The organism is Flavobacterium potami, assembly GCF_020026915.1.
Lineage (GTDB): Bacteria > Bacteroidota > Bacteroidia > Flavobacteriales > Flavobacteriaceae > Flavobacterium > Flavobacterium potami.
Window position 1 is genome coordinate 18,938 of record NZ_JAINUY010000008.1, and the last position, 15,893, is coordinate 34,830.

A 15,893-nucleotide genomic window follows, 5' to 3' on the forward strand; every position below is an offset into this window, starting at 1 on the left:
CCTTCTTTATTAAGATTCGAATAAACTTGAAACCTGAAACTTTAAACCTGAAACAAAATTTTTACTTCTTCGGTTTGAAAATCAATTTTGTTGATGTTTTTATAATTTCCTCTTTATTCAATTTCATTTTTCTGAACTTTCCTGCATTGTACATTTCTGCTTGATCGTCGTAATGTTTACTGAAAGGATTTCCAGATTGTCCAGTTGGAAGAATACTCCAGCTGTTTTCTACATCTGCAAAATCGACAATTCTTCTTGTTGAAGGTCCGCCTTTTGTATAATATTTCCCTTCATCATTAAATCCGAAAAATAAATTATTGATTACTTCATTTGAACCTGGAGAATCAAAAGGACCTACATTAAACAAACCGCGAAGAGCAGCAACTTTTCCAAGCGGATGTTCGTGTTCTACGGTATGTACTTTTCCCCAATTCCAATCTGAAACATTTTCTCCTAACTGATTTTGTAAAGCAGAAACTGCATCATGAAACGATTTGGAAACCACTTCTGTTCTGGTTTCTTTTACATTTTTGGTTTTGATATTATCCCACCAAACCGAATTTTCATTTTTTATCTGATTGGCGATAATTTGTTTCCCTAAAGAAATTCCTAAAAACAAGTTGAAGTTTTCTTTCCCCATTTCATCTTCAAAAGTATTTTTTAAATACAGATAAATCCACTTGTTGTAAATTGTTGGTGCGACATCTTCTAAATTGGCTGTTCCTTTCCAAGATTTTAAAACAGTTATTACTTCTTTTTCTTTGTTTGAAAGCGGTTTTGCGTCTAAACTTGAAATTAAATCTTTTACCACACCAACTGCAACATCAGATGTATTATCATAAATCATTTTACTGATGGCTTCTTTATCCCAATTTGATTTCGCATCTAAAATTCCCGAAATTCTTTTTGCACGATCTTCTGGCAAATAATATCCTGGATATAAATAACCGTTATCAATTGCTTCTGGCTGATTATTAGCAGAATAAACATAACCCCATTCTGGATTTTCAGCAGACGGATTCTGTTCGAAATCTAAAAACTTCGTGATATCATCTTTACCACTTGCACCGTCTAAAATCAAATGCGTATTGACACCATCATTATGTCGGTACAATTTTCCACTCGCCCACCAAGCTACATTTCCTTTGGCATCGCCGTACATTACATTCAATCCAGGCGCTGCAATTAAAGAAACTGCTTTTTTAAATTCCGTTGTATTTTTTGCATGCGAAAGTCCGTAAGCGGCGTCTAGAATCAAAATTGGTTCTTTGGTGTACGTCCACGACATTGCAATTGGATTTTTCCTTTCTAAACGTTCCATAAAATCGTTCATAATTGGACCATGACGTGTTATTTTAACTGCCAAAACTGCATCTGCAGAATCTTTTACTTTTATCGTTTTCTTTCTGATTTCATACTTACTGAAACCTGTTGGTGTTTGATATTGAGAAACATCATTTGGATTATTTTTTTCCTGATAAAAATCGATATCATCATTTTCAAACATCGTTAAACCGTAAGCATATTCTCTATTGTGCGCCAAAAGCGGAAACGGAGTTCCTGCCAAATAACAGCCATACAATTCATGTTGCGGCGTTACCAAATGCGCTTCATACCAAGTTGCAGGCTGAGAGAAACCAATATGCGGATCATTTGCAAAAATAACTTTGCCCGTTTTTGATTTATGAGGTCCAACAACCCAACTGTTACTTCCAATAAATGGCGGAATCGGAGATTGATCCAACATCGCTGTTATCGATTTTGAAATCTCGGTATATTCTTCTGTTTTTTCTTTAGAAATCTTGATTCTAGTAGTATTGAACTCGCCTTCAATTCCTAAATCTTTCAAATATTCAACTCCAAATTTATTTTTAATTTCAGTTAATAATGGATCTGTTTTTTGAGCCATAGCAAAACTAAAAGACATATAACCGAAAATATTATAAACGTCTTTTATTGTAAATTTTTGTTTTTTTACTCCAACCAAAGTAAACTCGATTGGCGTAACTCCTTCTTCCAAATACTGATTGATTCCGTCTAAATAAGCTTGAGTCAATTTATAACTTTCACTGTTTTTGTCTAATTGGGAAATCGCTTTCGCGGAAGCTTCTTCGATACCAATTCCTGCAAAAAATTTATCGTTTTTTAAAGCAACTCCACCAAAAATTTCAGTCAACCGTCCTGGTGCAATTCTGCGTAACAATTCCATTTGCCATAGTCTTTCCTGTGCGTGAACATAACCTAAAGCTGTCATCGCATCTTTTTCGGAATCGGCATAAATATGAGGCACTCCAAAATCATCAAAGTAAACTGTGGTTTCTTTTTCCAGATTTTTTAATTGCAAAGAACCTTCATATTTGGGTTTTAGATGAAAAATATAAGCACACAAACCAATTGCCAGAACGACAATAAGAACCAACAAAGTGAGTAGGATTTTTTTAATTATTCTCATGCTCTAAAAAGGATAAAATTCAAAATGATATAACTTTTCGTCAAAATTTTATAAAAGAAAACACTTTTTAAAAGTCTAAATTTATGTATTTAAAATTAATACTGTAAATGTCAATCTATAAAAAAATAGCGATTGGAGTAATTTCTCTCCTTGTAATTGTAATTATGGCAAATGTTGGGCTGAATTACTGGATTAAAAAGCAACTTCCGATCATTATTCATGAAAAAAACAAAACGGCTTACAATATCAATTACGAAAAAATTGAAGTCTCGCTTTTTTCTCGAAATATCTATGCCCAGACTTTATTGGTAAATCCGAAAAACGAACCTAAAGACAGTAAAAACGGACTCTTTTCTAAGATTGAATCTATTACTATAAAACATTTTAATATCTGGGATTTGGCTTTTCGCGATATTATTCAGGCAGAAAGCATTATCATCAATAAACCTCGAATTATTTTATATAAAAAAGGCGAAAAATTAATCAACAACAGCAAAAGCATTCAAAAAGAAATTGTAGATCCTTTTCGCAAAATTGTGGCTGTTTCAAACATTTACCTAAACGACGGAACTGTCGACGTGGTTTCTTTAGACACTGAAAAACCAATTTTCAGCATTAAAAAAATCCTTTTAAAACTGGAAGGAATTTTAATAACTGATGCCACTTTAAAAGAAAAAATTCCAATTCAGTACAAAAGTTATGCTTTAGTAATTGATAGTTTATTTTACAGGCCAAATATTTTTTACCATATCAATATTGGAAAAATAAGTACCGAAAAGAACTTCTTAAAAATCAATAATTTTTCTAATCTTCCTCAGTTTGACAGACCTAATTTTGTGAAGCGTTTAGAGAAAGAAAAAGATATCTATACCCTAAAATTCGATTCAGCACAAGTTGCAAAAATGGATTGGGGATTTAAAAATGACCGTTTTTATTTTAAAGCAAATTCATTAGTAATCAATCATTTTGATGCGAATATTTATCGTGGCAAAATGCCAAAAGACGATTTGAGTAAAAAATACCTGTACAATCATTTATTGCGAAACCTTAAATTCCCGCTTCAAATTGACACTTTACAAGTTTTAAAATCAAAACTGGTTTATGAAGAAGAAATTGAATTTTCTAAAGGCCCTGGAATTTTAAATTTTGATAAATTCAATCTACAGGCAACCAATCTTCGAAGTGGTTTTGGTTTGAAAAAAACAAATGATGTTAAAATAAAAGTCAAATGTATTTTCATGAAAGAATCTCCGCTAGATGTAGATTGGAGTTTTAATGTTTTAGACAAAAATGATGGATTTCACATTCAAGGCGTAATTTCCAATTTTGATGTTGCCGCAATGGGAAGATTCAGCAAACCCTACATGAACGCTTCGTTTACCGGAGTTTTCAACAAATACCGTTTTAATTTCTACGGGAATGATAATATTTCGAAAGGAAATGCTTCTCTGGATTATGACGATTTAAAAGTAAAATTATACAAAAAGAAAAATCCTGAAAAAGAAGCCAAACTCAAAAGTGCCGTCGTGAATCTCTTTGTCAAAGACGATTCTAAAGACAAATCTAAAACTGCCGAAATTGAAATAGAAAGAATTCAGGAAAAATCATTCTACAACTTTTTGTGGAGAAGTATTGCAGAGTCTTTGAAGAAGATTTTGATTTAGTTTTTTTTCCGCCACGAATTCACGAATTAACTCAAATCTTTGTGCTTTATTTAATTCAAATTACACAAATTAAAAAAATACAAATTCGTGAATTCGTGGGTGGAAAAACTTGTCAACAAATTACAAACCTGACAATTATCAGGTTTTAAAAAAATCATTTTTTCAATATTTGCCTTTATTTTAACCTCAAAACAAATGGCAAAAACACCTTTACATACCTTTCACATTCCGGTAATGGGTCTTGCATACACAATTGACAGTCCGATTCGCGTGGCGCAGTACGGAATTTCGTCTGTTATAGCTTTGGCTGATGATGACTTGATTGAAAAAATGCGTAATTTTTACAGCGCTAAATTCAATATTCCGTACGAAGAAATCACACAGAAATTTCATGATTATCGTGCCGAAAGAATTACTTCTTACCTTAATTTGGTTGACAAAATTGTAAAAGAAAAATTCGAAAACTTTAAAACGGAATTGGCTGAAAGTAAAACTGCTTTGGATAATTTCATGTCGATGCTGCCGAATACTTCTGACATTAAAAAAGGATTTCAAAATTTATTAGACGACGGAATTGCTTTTAAAGAAAACATTCAGCATTACATTGAAACAAATCTTTTTCCTGGAGAAATCGATGTAAACATTATGACGAAATTAGATAAAGATAATTTCATCAAAAACGAACAACTTCCTATTGAGTTTAATGATGCTCACGCTGCATTACGAGGTTTTGCAAAAAGCAATCTAGAATCTTCTATTGTACTTTCTGCCGGAATGAATCCGAGATTGTTTGGCTATTTCGAAAACTTCAAAGATTTTTTTCCAGATGAAAACAACGAGCTTAAAAAGAAAATCATCTTAAAGGTGAGCGATTTTAGATCGGCTATGATTCAAGGAAATTTCTTAGCCAAAAAAGGACTTTGGGTTTCCGAATATCGAATTGAATCCGGATTAAACTGCGGCGGACACGCTTTTGCAACCGACGGACTCCTTCTCGGCACTATTTTAGAAGAATTCAAGCAGAAAAAAGAACAATTGGTACAATCTGCACACGATTTAATGATTAAGGCTTTACAGCTAAAAAATCAGCATTTTCCAGAAAACCCTTTAGAATTAAAAATAACAGTTCAAGGTGGTGTTGGAACCGCACAAGAACATGAGTTTTTATTGGATGAATACAAAGTTGATGCTGTGGGTTGGGGTTCACCGTTTTTATTAGTTCCTGAAGCAACATCTGTAGATCAGGAAACTCGCAATTTATTGATGAAAGCCAAAGAAGATGATTTTTATTTGAGCAATATTTCTCCGTTGGGAGTTCCTTTTAACACTTTGAAAGGCACGACAAATGAATTTTTAAAACAAAAACGAATTCACGAAAATAAAGCGGGAAGTTCTTGTCCGAAGAAATTTTTAGCTTTAAGCAAAGAGTATGATCCGCATGGAATTTGTACTGCCTCTAAAAAATATCAGGATATAAAACTGGAAGAACTTGAAGCAAAGAAATCTTCTTTATCAGCTGATGAATTTGAAAAAAGCAAAATCAAAATCACCGAGAAATCTTGTTTGTGTGTTGGCTTGGCAAATGCTTCTTATTTGGAAAATGATATAAAAGTAAAAGGTCAGGCACAAGGCGTTGTCATTTGTCCGGGCCCGAACTTGGCTTATTTTGATCAAGAAGTTTCTTTAAAAGAAATGGTGCATCATATCTATCATGGAAAATCAGTTATTAGAACTGATCGCCCTAATTTATTCATTAAAGAACTTAAAATGTACATAACGTATTTCAGAAATGAAATTCAATCTTTAACTGAAGAACTTTCTACAGCACAGCAAAAAAAGTGGAATACTTTTAAATCTAATCTGTTAGATGGAATTGAGTATTATAAAAATTTATTTGAATCGACGACAGTATTTAAGGGCGATCTTGATCAACTCGATTCTTGTAAATCAGAATTAGTTGGTATAAAAATTCCCGTTTCAGAGTTGGTTTAAAATTGAAAACCCCAAATTATTTCTAATTTGGGGTTTGTTTTTATTTATACGAAATTATTATTCTTTCTTTTTATTCTTACTGTCAATAACAGCTCCAGTTCCGGTTCCTAATGCAGCACCGGCTAATCCACCGATAATAGCTCCTTCGCCTTTTTTCTTACTTACAATTGCTCCTGTTGCAGCACCAACACCGGCACCAATTACAGCACCTTTAGCGGTTGCGCTCCAGCCTTTCTTTTTTGTAGTAGTTGTTGTTGTATTTCCATTTGCAGCTTGCTGATGCACTACCACTACTTTTTCTTTTTCAGATTCAACTCTTTGCTCTTCTTTTATTTTAGCCATTTCAGTCTTCATTGAATCGATAACACGTTGTTTGTTAATCTCAACTTTCATGGAATCAATACTGGCTTGTTTGGCTTTATTTATATCTTCTTTACTCTGTTGTTGTTGACAAGAAGCTAAAAATAGAACTGATAATAAAATATATAAGCCTTTCATGATTGTAGTTTTTAATATTATACACTACAAATTACGAAATATCTGCTATATCCATTGTTACAGAATTCTTTTGAAAGTTTATAAAATTAAAACATTACAGGCTTTTCAATCTCGCAAAGGCGCAAAGACGCAAAGTTTAGTAAAACAAAACCATATAAGTAATATAAGTTCAATTAAGAAAAACTTAAAATATCTTATATTACTTATATGGTTCAAAAAAATTTGCGCCTTGCGTCTTTGCGAGAAATATTTTTTACTTTCCTAAAATTCCTTTTTTCAAGATTTGCCCAAAATCATACATATCTTCATAAGAGCAATACAATGGAACTGGAGCCAAACGAATTACATTTGGTTCACGCCAATCTGTGATTACTCCGTTTTTCATTAAATAATCAAACAATGCTCTTCCTTCTCCGTGTAGAAAAACAGATAATTGTGAAGCTCTTTCTTCTGGATTTGAAGGTGTAATAATTTCGAAATTTCCTTTTACTTCTTTATCAATTTCATGAAGAATAAATTCCAAATAAGAAGTAATATGATCACGTTTTGCAATTAAAGTTTCCATTCCAACCTCAGCAAACATTTCTACAGAAGCCAAATAAGGCGCTAAAGATAAAACCGGTAAATTACTAATTTGCCAGCCATCTGCTCCGTGAACTGGATCAAAGCTAGGTTCCATTTTAAAACGTCTTTCTTTGTTATGTCCCCACCAACCGGCAAATCTTGGCAAATCTGAATTATGATGTCTTTCATGAACAAAGCAGCCAGAAGCATTTCCTGGACCTGAATTCATATATTTATAACTGCACCAAGCAGCAAAATCTACATTCCAATCGTGAAGTTCTAATTTGATATTTCCAGCCGCGTGTGCCAAATCCCAACCTACTTTTGCGCCCGCTTTTTGCCCTGCAGCAGTTATAGTTTTAATATCAAAAACTTGTCCGGTATAATAGTTTACTCCGCCAATTAAAACTAAAGCCAATTCATCACCAACTTCTTCGATTTTAGCCAAAACATCTTCTAGACGAATATTATGTTCTCCTTCTCTTCTTTTTATTTCTACGATGGCATCTTCTGGTTTATATCCGTGAAAATTTACCTGACTTTGAAACATATATTGATCTGAAGGAAAAGCTTTCTCTTCGCAGATAATTTTATAACGTTTCCCTTTTGGCTGATAGAAAGAAACCATCAATAAGTGAAGATTTACCGTCAACGTATTCATAACCGTAACTTCTGACGGAAGCGCGCCAACAATTTTACTCAACGGTTCTGCAAATCTTTCTTGATAATCCCACCAAGGTTTTTCTGCGTAAAAATGACCTTCGACTGCCAATTCGGCCCAATCGTTCATTATTTCATCAATATAAGCTTTGGTACGTTTCGGTTGTAATCCTAAAGAATTTCCTGTAAAATAAATAACTCGTTTATCGTTTACTTTAGGAAAAATAAATTGTTCTTGATATTGCTTTAATGCGTCTTTCGAATCTAGCTCTCGTGCAAATTCGCGTGTATTTTGAAAAGTCATTGTGTTTTGTTTTGATTGCTAAAATAACAAAAATTGTTTGTTTTGTTTAAAGTTTCAGGTTCCAAGTTTCAGGTTCCAAGTTTCAGGTTCCAAGTTTCAAGTTTCAAGTTTCAAGTTTGATATGCTTCATGAAATTTAACCGCAAAGTTCGCAAAGATTTTTCTATTAAGGTCAACGTTTACAAACGCAAAGTTCGCAAAGCTTTGTGTTAAAACATTTCTGCGAGCTCTATATAAAACATAGCCCAAGGTTTCAACCATGGGTACGTATCGTGTTCCAATCTTTGTGTACCCAAGGTTAAAACCTTGGGCTATGTTCTCAATAAATTGCGAAATAATTATATTAAAAGCCCGTCACAAATTAAAAAATAGCGTGCTTTGCGTAACTCTTTGCACTCTTTGTGGTTAATTTCACTACGATCTTGAAACCTGAAACTTGAAACGTTAAACCATATAAAAACAGAAAACCCGACAGGTCTTAAAAACTTGTCGGGTTTCTTTATAAGATAAATTCTAATTATAGAATTAACATTGCGTCTCCGTAAGAATAGAATTTGTATCCTTCTTTGATTGCTTCTTCGTATGCTTTTTTCATTAAATCGTGTCCACAGAAAGCAGAAATCATCATTAATAAAGTTGATTTTGGTGTGTGGAAGTTTGTAATCATACAGTTTGCAATACTGAAATCGTGAGGAGGGAAAATGAATTTATTTGTCCATCCTTCGTATGGATTTAAAGTATTAGCAGAAGAAACAGAACTTTCAATTGCACGCATAGAAGTTGTTCCAACCGCACAAATACGTTTTTTCTTCGCTTTAGCTTCGTTTACAACATCACAAGCTTCTTGTCTGATGATTAACTCTTCAGAATCCATTTTGTGTTTTGATAAATCTTCAACCTCAACTGGATTAAAAGTACCTAAACCAACGTGCAAAGTTACTTCAGCAAAGTTCACTCCTTTGATTTCTAATTTTTTCAAAAGGTGTTTAGAGAAGTGCAAACCAGCAGTTGGTGCCGCTACTGCTCCTTCTTCTTTTGCATAGATCGTTTGGTATCTTTCAGCATCTTCTGGAGTTACATCTCTGTTGATGTATTTAGGAATTGGAGTTTCTCCCAATTCTGTCAATTTGTTTCTGAATTCTTCATAAGATCCATCGTATAAGAAACGTAAAGTTCTACCACGAGAAGTTGTATTGTCGATTACCTCAGCAACTAACGAATCGTCATCACCAAAATAAAGTTTGTTACCAATACGGATTTTTCTAGCTGGATCAACTAAAACATCCCAAAGACGTTGCTCAGAATTTAATTCTCTTAATAAGAAAACCTCAATTCTAGCTCCAGTTTTTTCTTTGTTTCCATACAAACGTGCAGGGAAAACTTTTGTATTATTTAAAATTAAAACGTCTCCGTCATCAAAATAGTTGATAACGTCTTTAAACATTTTATGTTCGATAGTGTTTTTTTGACGGTCAATTACCATTAAACGAGATTCATCTCTATTTTCTGCTGGAAATTCAGCTAAAAGTTCTTTCGGTAAATTGAAATTGAAGTGTGATAATTTCATATTTGAAGTTAGATTTTAAAATATCAATCCTAGACTTATTTATCTAAAATTTTAAATCGGATGCAAATATACGATTGTGAAATAGGCGTTGTCAAGTGTTTTGGCGTTTATTTTCAAAAGTCCTTGATTTTGTGATGTTTCTGAATGGTTTAAAAACAGAATCTTTAAGTCAATTTTAACTTTTTTGAAACCTTTTATAAAATATTTGAACCATATAAGTGATATAAGTTCATTTAAACTGGAATCTTTAATTTGAATGATAACAAAAAATCATCCATAAAAAAACTTGTCCCGCATTATCGTCATTTCGATGAAGGAGAAATCACAATAGGAACTCAATAATAATATATCGTCAATCTTTGTCGAGCTTCTTACGTGGTCTTCGACTTCGCTCAGACTGACAAACTTTATGATTATACTAAACTCAATCCATAAAAAAACCCCTGATTAAAACCAGAGGCTATATTTTATAAACTTTGTATTTAGCTTTCTCTAAAATGAACTTATATAACTTATATGGTTCAAAAAATTACAATTCTGAGATTTGGAAGTTTAATGCTTTTAAATCATTCCAGAAATCTGGGTAGGATTTAGAAACCACTTCTGCATCATCAATAATGATCGGCACTTTAATTGCTAATGGCGCAAATGCCATTGCCATACGGTGATCATTATAAGTTGCAATATGAATATCGTGTTTAATATCATCTGACTTTACTAAAGTTAAACTGTCATTCGTTACCGAAATATTGGCTCCCAATTTAGTCAGTTCTGTTTTTAAGGCTTCAAGTCTATCTGTTTCTTTAATTTTTAAAGTATGAAGACCTGTTAGGTGACATCCAATTCCTAAACCTAAACACGTTACAACGATTGTTTGTGCGATATCCGGCGTATTGTTCAATTCAAAATCTACATCTTGATAATTAAATCCAGCTACTTTTTCCAAAGTCATTTTATTGTTTTGGAAAGTCGTTTTTACACCCATTTTTTCGTAAAGTGAAACTAATTCAGAATCACCTTGTAAACTATTTTCTTTATAACTGCTTAAAGTAATTTTTGCTGCATCTGATAAAGCAACAAGGCTAAAGAAATAAGAAGCCGAACTCCAATCTGATTCAACCACCATTTCTTTTGTTTCAACTGCATCTTTTGGATAAACCTTAATTACGTTTCCTTCAAAACTAGTTTTAATGTCCAAATCGGCTAACAATGCCAAAGTCATTTTGATGTATGGAATTGAAGTAATTTCTCCTTCTAAAGTAAGCTCTAAACCATTATCTAATTTTGAAGCTACTAATAAAAGTGCCGAAATATATTGGCTACTTACATTGGCAGCCAAAGTTACTTTTGAGTCTGTAACTTTTTTTCCTTTTATTCTGATTGGCGGATAACCAACTTCTTTCTCATAAGAAACCTCCACTCCTAATTGTGACAAAGCTTCGACCAAAATTTTAATTGGGCGCTCCTGCATTCTGCTAGAACCTGTTAAAACTACTTCTCTGCCTTCATTAACAGAAAAATAAGCTGTAAGAAAACGCATTGCAGTTCCTGCGTGGTGTATGTCTACAATTTCGTCGTTTCCTGCCAAAGCTTTTTGCATTACTTCACTATCATCTGAGTTGGATGTATTGGCTAAAGTAATATTTGGAAATAGTGCTTTCAGTAACAATAAACGATTTGTTTCGCTTTTTGATCCTGTAATATTGAGTTGCGAATCATCAATGGTGAATATTGAATTCGTGCTTAATTTTAAATTCATGATAGTAATTATGATTAGCGAATTAGGAGTTCCTAAATTCAATCGTGCAATTTACCACTCCTTGTCTTTAAATCAAAATTCACCATTGATATTTCACAATTATTTCAATTTATCATTGTTTTTATGACGGTCTTTGTCACGAACTGATTTTAAATCCATTTTTTTATCAAAAGCGGCTTGTAAATCTATTCCGGTTTGGTTGGCAAGACAAAGAACAACAAAAACTACATCGGCTAACTCTTCGCCTAAGTCTTTGTTCTTATCACTTTCTTTCTCGGATTGTTCTCCATAACGGCGCGCAATGATTCTGGCCACTTCCCCAACTTCTTCTGTAAGTTGCGCCATATTTGTCAATTCGTTAAAATAACGTACACCGTGTTCTTTAATCCAGGTGTCTACATCTAACTGAGCATTTTTCAAGTCCATTTTTAAGCTTTTTTTAGAACAATTTTTTGATCAAGACTTACGATCATACTTTGAAAAAGCATTTTAAGAGATTCATAGTCTTCTGCCGCAAAAATACTACCGTTTATTTCTTTAGAAAAACTAAATTGAATTTTATTTCCTTCATTCATAACATTCATCATCACAATAATCGAATTATCCTGAAATGTATATTTCGCTGGTTTGGGAAGTGTTTCTACAACATATCCTTCTGGAATTTCCAAATTGACAAGAATTTTTTCCTGGTTTGGATAACCAAAATAAATTCCCATTTGTCTTTTTTCCTGAGTAAAAGGATTTTTTGTTTTGGAAAAAAACAACATCGGATTAACAAATAGTTTTCCTCCAATACTCTCAACAAAATTATTGGTTTCAAAAGCAAATATTTCGGTAATCGGATCTGAAAGATTGGTATTTTTATTTGTGACTGCATAATCAGAAATTTTCAGGTCTCCCAGTTGCTGTTCGAGTTTTTCGATATAATTTTCCTGATTTTTAGTGGCATTCTGAATTCTAAAATTATAGGCATCATAATCTGTACGCTGAATTCTTATTTTACCATCTATCTTTCCGTTTGCATTTATTACTGCAGATATACTTGAATTTTCTTTTGAGGCTCTAATCGGAACCAAGCCAATTTCTTTAGAGCTTCCATCGCTTTTAATTAATCTTCCTTTCCAATTTAAAACATTTAATGGCAAAATATTAGGCGATGTATATTTTCTGGATGCATCAAGTAAAATTTGTTTCCCGTCGATTTCTGCAGATGCAATTAAATAATTGAATCCTGTTCGGGTTGGATAAACCGGTATCCCATTTTCAATCGTACTCACTAAAACCGGATTTGCATCTACACCCGCCAACTTAAGCATATTGATTAAAATGAAATTAATTTCGGCTACATTTCCTGTCTGTTCTTTGTATGCTTTTTCAATTCCTTTCTTTGAAAAACAGCTATTAATTTCATTCCAATTCATTTTGTTCTGAACGAATTTAAAAATGATATTTGTTCTTTCTTCCAAAGACTCAACATTGGTCAGTAATTTTTTTACATCATCAAGCAGGAAGTCTTTTTTACTTAATTCTTTACCAAAATTGTCATCTTTAAAAATTGATGTTGCAACGCCTTCCCACGTTATTGTCAAATCTTTAACAGGCTGTTCAGGCATTCTAATACGCTCTAGTTCATGCTTGATTGTTCCTCTATAGTTTTCCAGATTATTAATATAAGGTTCTATTAACAAGGCAGGAATATTTTTCCCAGAATAGAAGGCGTCAATTTGTTTATAAGTCAAGTTTCTGGTTTGACCATATTCATTGGCAAAACTTTGGCTTCCATTGCTGAATTTCGAATCACTTTCAATCTTGCTATTCCCCACTAAAAGTGTTTTGTAAATATAGAATTCAGGAAACTCTGTTTTGTATTCAAAATAATTTACCGGAATATCAAACTGAAAATCAAAATCTGGAAACTCTCCAATATTTTCCGATTTTAAAACATATTTATATTCTATTACAGATCCGACTTTGACATTTGGAAGCGTAATTGTCTTTTCGTTCCAATATTCATTTAATTTCTTTTTGAATGTGCCTTGGTTTTCGAGTTTTGTTTTCACAACCTTACCATTTTCTAAATTGTATGTTGCGGCATTCGAAAATTCTAACAAATCTTCATTCAAATTCTGATAACCTACATAATAATGGACTTTTTGGTCTGCCCACTTCAAACCTTCTTTTTTATAAATTTTAATTTTAAATTCATAAGTATGAGTGGCAGAAAAACCAACTTTATCATTATAAGTAAAAACTGTTTTTCCTTTTTTGAATAAAATTGCGGCAGGAGCCGAAGAATCTACAGGATGTATTTTTTCCTCTAGTTCGGCAACAGTAACTTTTCCAAGCTCATATTTCTGAGCTTGGGTATTAGTTGTAATCCAAAATAATGCAACACAAAACAGAACTGATCTTATTATCATCTTAAATGCGTTTTAAAACAATTTTTTCTGTCTGTTTTGCAATTACTCCTTTGTAGTATTCTTTCAACATTTCATATTGATCTGTACTAATGATTGGCTCGTTAATTTGATTTACAACCATTAATTGCAAAATGTTATCAGTCGCCAAAATATTAAATTTGAAGCTTCCTAAATTGCTTTCCATATTATAAGCGACCGCTTGCGGTAACGATTCTACAGTAAAACCATCCGGAATTTTAATAGTAATATTAAATTTATCCTGAAACGGATAACCAAAATCTACTTGATATTCTCTTACTTCCTGTTTAAAAGGATTTTTTTCCTGAGCAAAAAACAACATTGGATTGACATATATTTTACCACCAATAACCTCAGATAAATCACCTCCTTTAAAAGAATAAGATTCAATTGTTGGAGACAATAGCTCTTTTTCGTTTGTTCTGGAATATTCGCTTACTTCGATTTTTCTATTGTTTTCTTCTAGTTTTTCTAGGTATTCTTCTTGTTTCGATTTTTCGAAGCTTTCTCTGCTTAGCATCGCTTTGTAATCTGTACATTGTCTTCTGGCTTTTCCTGACACTTTACCTTCACCGTCAATATCGTAAGTCATAAAAACAATATCGTTTGATGATTTATGAGGCATTAAATCAATTTGTTCCGATGAACCATTTTTTCTAATTAATCGACCAAACCAGTTTAAAGTCCTAAACGGAAGAACATTTGGGGTTGAATACTTATAAGTTGCATCTAATAAAATATAACCTTCTGGAGTTTCGACAGCCGAAACAACATAATTAAAAGCGTTTCGATTAGGAAACAAAGCAATTCCGTTAGAACGTGTACTTACCAAAACCGGATTTGCCGTAAAACCTTCCGAACGAAGCATTGCAGTTAGCATTAAGTTGATATCTGCAATATTTCCAGTTTTCTCTTTGTATGCCTTCCTTACACCATTGTCACAGTTATAACCTGTGTAACCATTCCATTTCACGTTGCTTTTTACATAATTTAGAATAGCCCAGATTTTCTCATTCTGATTGGTAATGCCTGAAAGATTTTTTTTCAGATCTTCTTCAAAATAACCTGTTTTATTTAATTCAGGACCAAAATCGTCGTACTCGTAAATTGTTTTCACAACTGAATTCCAGTCTGTAGAAAACTCTTTTACTGGTCGGTTTGGAAATTGTACCAAAGACAATTCATGTTCGACACTTGAAGTATAATTGTCAATATTGTTTACAAAATCTTCTTCTTTTAAAGCAGGAAAATCTTGTGCAACATAGGTAACTTCTGTTTCTGTGTAATCTATTTTATCATTGTAAAATTCAGTTCTGGTTACATTTCCATCACCTCTTTCTTTACTATTTATGATAATGTTTTTAGAATTTTTTGCGGTTGTAATTTTAGGAAATATATACCCTTTTTGTCTTGGTTTAAAAACATAATATTCTGGATAAGCCACTTTAAATTCAGAATAGTTTACTGGAATTGAAGTTTGAAAATCCCAGTCACGAATTATTCCGTCACTCGGGCATTTTATTGAATAATGATATTCAATAACCGAACCTTCTTTTACATTGGGCATTGTAATCTTTTTTTGCCCTCTAAATTTTGACAAAACCTCATCAAAAGTTCCATCACTTTTCAGTTTTGTTTTCTCAATTTTACCATCAACCAGATTATAGGTAACTGCATCACTAAAAAAGACTTTTTCTTTTAAGCCCGTATAATTATAATACCAAACATTTTGATTGGCCCATTCATACCCTTCTTTTTTGTAAATTTTGATACGAGCTTCTACGTCGGTAATCATGCAAAAACCTTCATTTGGATCAAATTGCATTCTGGATACACCTTTTTTGTACAAAATAGCAGCTGCTGCCGAAGAGTCTTTAGGATGAACTTTCTGTTGTAATTCTGCAATAGAGACTTTTCCTAATTTAAATTCCTGTGAAATCGCTTTGGGGGCGACAAATAAAACCACAGATAAGCTAAGTAGTTTAATAATTTTCAT

10 protein-coding genes are annotated in these 15,893 nt (G+C 32.7%); 2 read left to right on the forward strand and 8 right to left on the reverse strand.

All coding sequences use genetic code 11. The features are described 5' to 3' along the window. Positions 1-61: 61 nt before the first annotated feature. A complete protein-coding gene (locus tag K6T82_RS20710; RefSeq protein ID WP_223710207.1) occupies positions 62-2,452 on the reverse strand; it encodes a penicillin acylase family protein in 2,391 nt (796 codons plus the stop codon). A gap of 107 nt (positions 2,453-2,559) precedes the next feature. On the opposite strand from K6T82_RS20710, the gene K6T82_RS20715 reads away from it, so the two are divergent. Further along, positions 2,560-4,116, forward strand: a complete 1,557-nt coding sequence (locus K6T82_RS20715; RefSeq protein WP_223710209.1) for a hypothetical protein — start codon at positions 2,560-2,562, stop codon at positions 4,114-4,116. Between the two features lie 195 nt (positions 4,117-4,311). Then, on the forward strand, positions 4,312-6,108 hold the full coding sequence (locus K6T82_RS20720) for a hypothetical protein (RefSeq protein WP_223710211.1): 1,797 nt from the start codon (positions 4,312-4,314) through the stop codon (positions 6,106-6,108). 57 nt (positions 6,109-6,165) lie between these two features. Here K6T82_RS20720 and K6T82_RS20725 read toward each other — a convergent pair whose 3' ends face one another. The 7 genes from K6T82_RS20725 to K6T82_RS20755 all read right to left on the reverse strand — a co-directional run bounded on the left by K6T82_RS20725 (position 6,166) and on the right by K6T82_RS20755 (position 15,893). After that, a complete protein-coding gene (locus K6T82_RS20725; RefSeq protein WP_223710212.1) occupies positions 6,166-6,606 on the reverse strand; it encodes a YMGG-like glycine zipper-containing protein in 441 nt (146 codons plus the stop codon). A 253-nt stretch (positions 6,607-6,859) separates the two neighbouring features. Then, the gene (gene kynU, locus K6T82_RS20730; protein ID WP_223710214.1) at positions 6,860-8,134 is read right to left on the reverse strand and encodes a kynureninase; all 1,275 of its coding nucleotides are present in this window, start codon (positions 8,132-8,134) and stop codon (positions 6,860-6,862) included. A 516-nt stretch (positions 8,135-8,650) separates the two neighbouring features. After that, positions 8,651-9,700: a tRNA preQ1(34) S-adenosylmethionine ribosyltransferase-isomerase QueA gene (gene queA / locus K6T82_RS20735; protein WP_223710216.1), complete on the reverse strand. Its 1,050-nt coding sequence runs from the start codon at positions 9,698-9,700 to the stop codon at positions 8,651-8,653. Between the two features lie 529 nt (positions 9,701-10,229). Continuing rightward, the gene (aroA, locus tag K6T82_RS20740; protein ID WP_223710218.1) at positions 10,230-11,459 is read right to left on the reverse strand and encodes a 3-phosphoshikimate 1-carboxyvinyltransferase; all 1,230 of its coding nucleotides are present in this window, start codon (positions 11,457-11,459) and stop codon (positions 10,230-10,232) included. A gap of 99 nt (positions 11,460-11,558) precedes the next feature. Continuing rightward, positions 11,559-11,885, reverse strand: coding sequence for a nucleotide pyrophosphohydrolase (locus K6T82_RS20745; RefSeq protein ID WP_012022600.1), 327 nt, complete (start codon positions 11,883-11,885; stop codon positions 11,559-11,561). Between the two features lie 2 nt (positions 11,886-11,887). Beyond that, positions 11,888-13,879 (reverse strand): DUF3857 domain-containing protein, encoded by a 1,992-nt coding sequence (locus K6T82_RS20750; protein ID WP_223710220.1) that lies wholly within the window; start codon positions 13,877-13,879, stop codon positions 11,888-11,890. Between the two features lies 1 nt (position 13,880). Beyond that, positions 13,881-15,893 carry a transglutaminase domain-containing protein gene (locus K6T82_RS20755; RefSeq protein WP_223710223.1) on the reverse strand — a complete coding sequence of 671 codons (2,013 nt, stop codon included), beginning with the start codon at positions 15,891-15,893 and terminating at the stop codon, positions 13,881-13,883.

Coding starts and splice junctions, on each gene's coding strand:
- K6T82_RS20710 (WP_223710207.1), bottom strand. CDS start 2,452: ATGAGAATAATTAAAAAAATCCTACTCACTTTGTTGGTTCTTATTGTC.
- K6T82_RS20715 (WP_223710209.1), top strand. CDS start 2,560: ATGTCAATCTATAAAAAAATAGCGATTGGAGTAATTTCTCTCCTTGTA.
- K6T82_RS20720 (WP_223710211.1), top strand. CDS start 4,312: ATGGCAAAAACACCTTTACATACCTTTCACATTCCGGTAATGGGTCTT.
- K6T82_RS20725 (WP_223710212.1), bottom strand. CDS start 6,606: ATGAAAGGCTTATATATTTTATTATCAGTTCTATTTTTAGCTTCTTGT.
- kynU (WP_223710214.1), bottom strand. CDS start 8,134: ATGACTTTTCAAAATACACGCGAATTTGCACGAGAGCTAGATTCGAAA.
- queA (WP_223710216.1), bottom strand. CDS start 9,700: ATGAAATTATCACACTTCAATTTCAATTTACCGAAAGAACTTTTAGCT.
- aroA (WP_223710218.1), bottom strand. CDS start 11,459: ATGAATTTAAAATTAAGCACGAATTCAATATTCACCATTGATGATTCG.
- K6T82_RS20745 (WP_012022600.1), bottom strand. CDS start 11,885: ATGGACTTGAAAAATGCTCAGTTAGATGTAGACACCTGGATTAAAGAA.
- K6T82_RS20750 (WP_223710220.1), bottom strand. CDS start 13,879: ATGATAATAAGATCAGTTCTGTTTTGTGTTGCATTATTTTGGATTACA.
- K6T82_RS20755 (WP_223710223.1), bottom strand. CDS start 15,893: ATGAAAATTATTAAACTACTTAGCTTATCTGTGGTTTTATTTGTCGCC.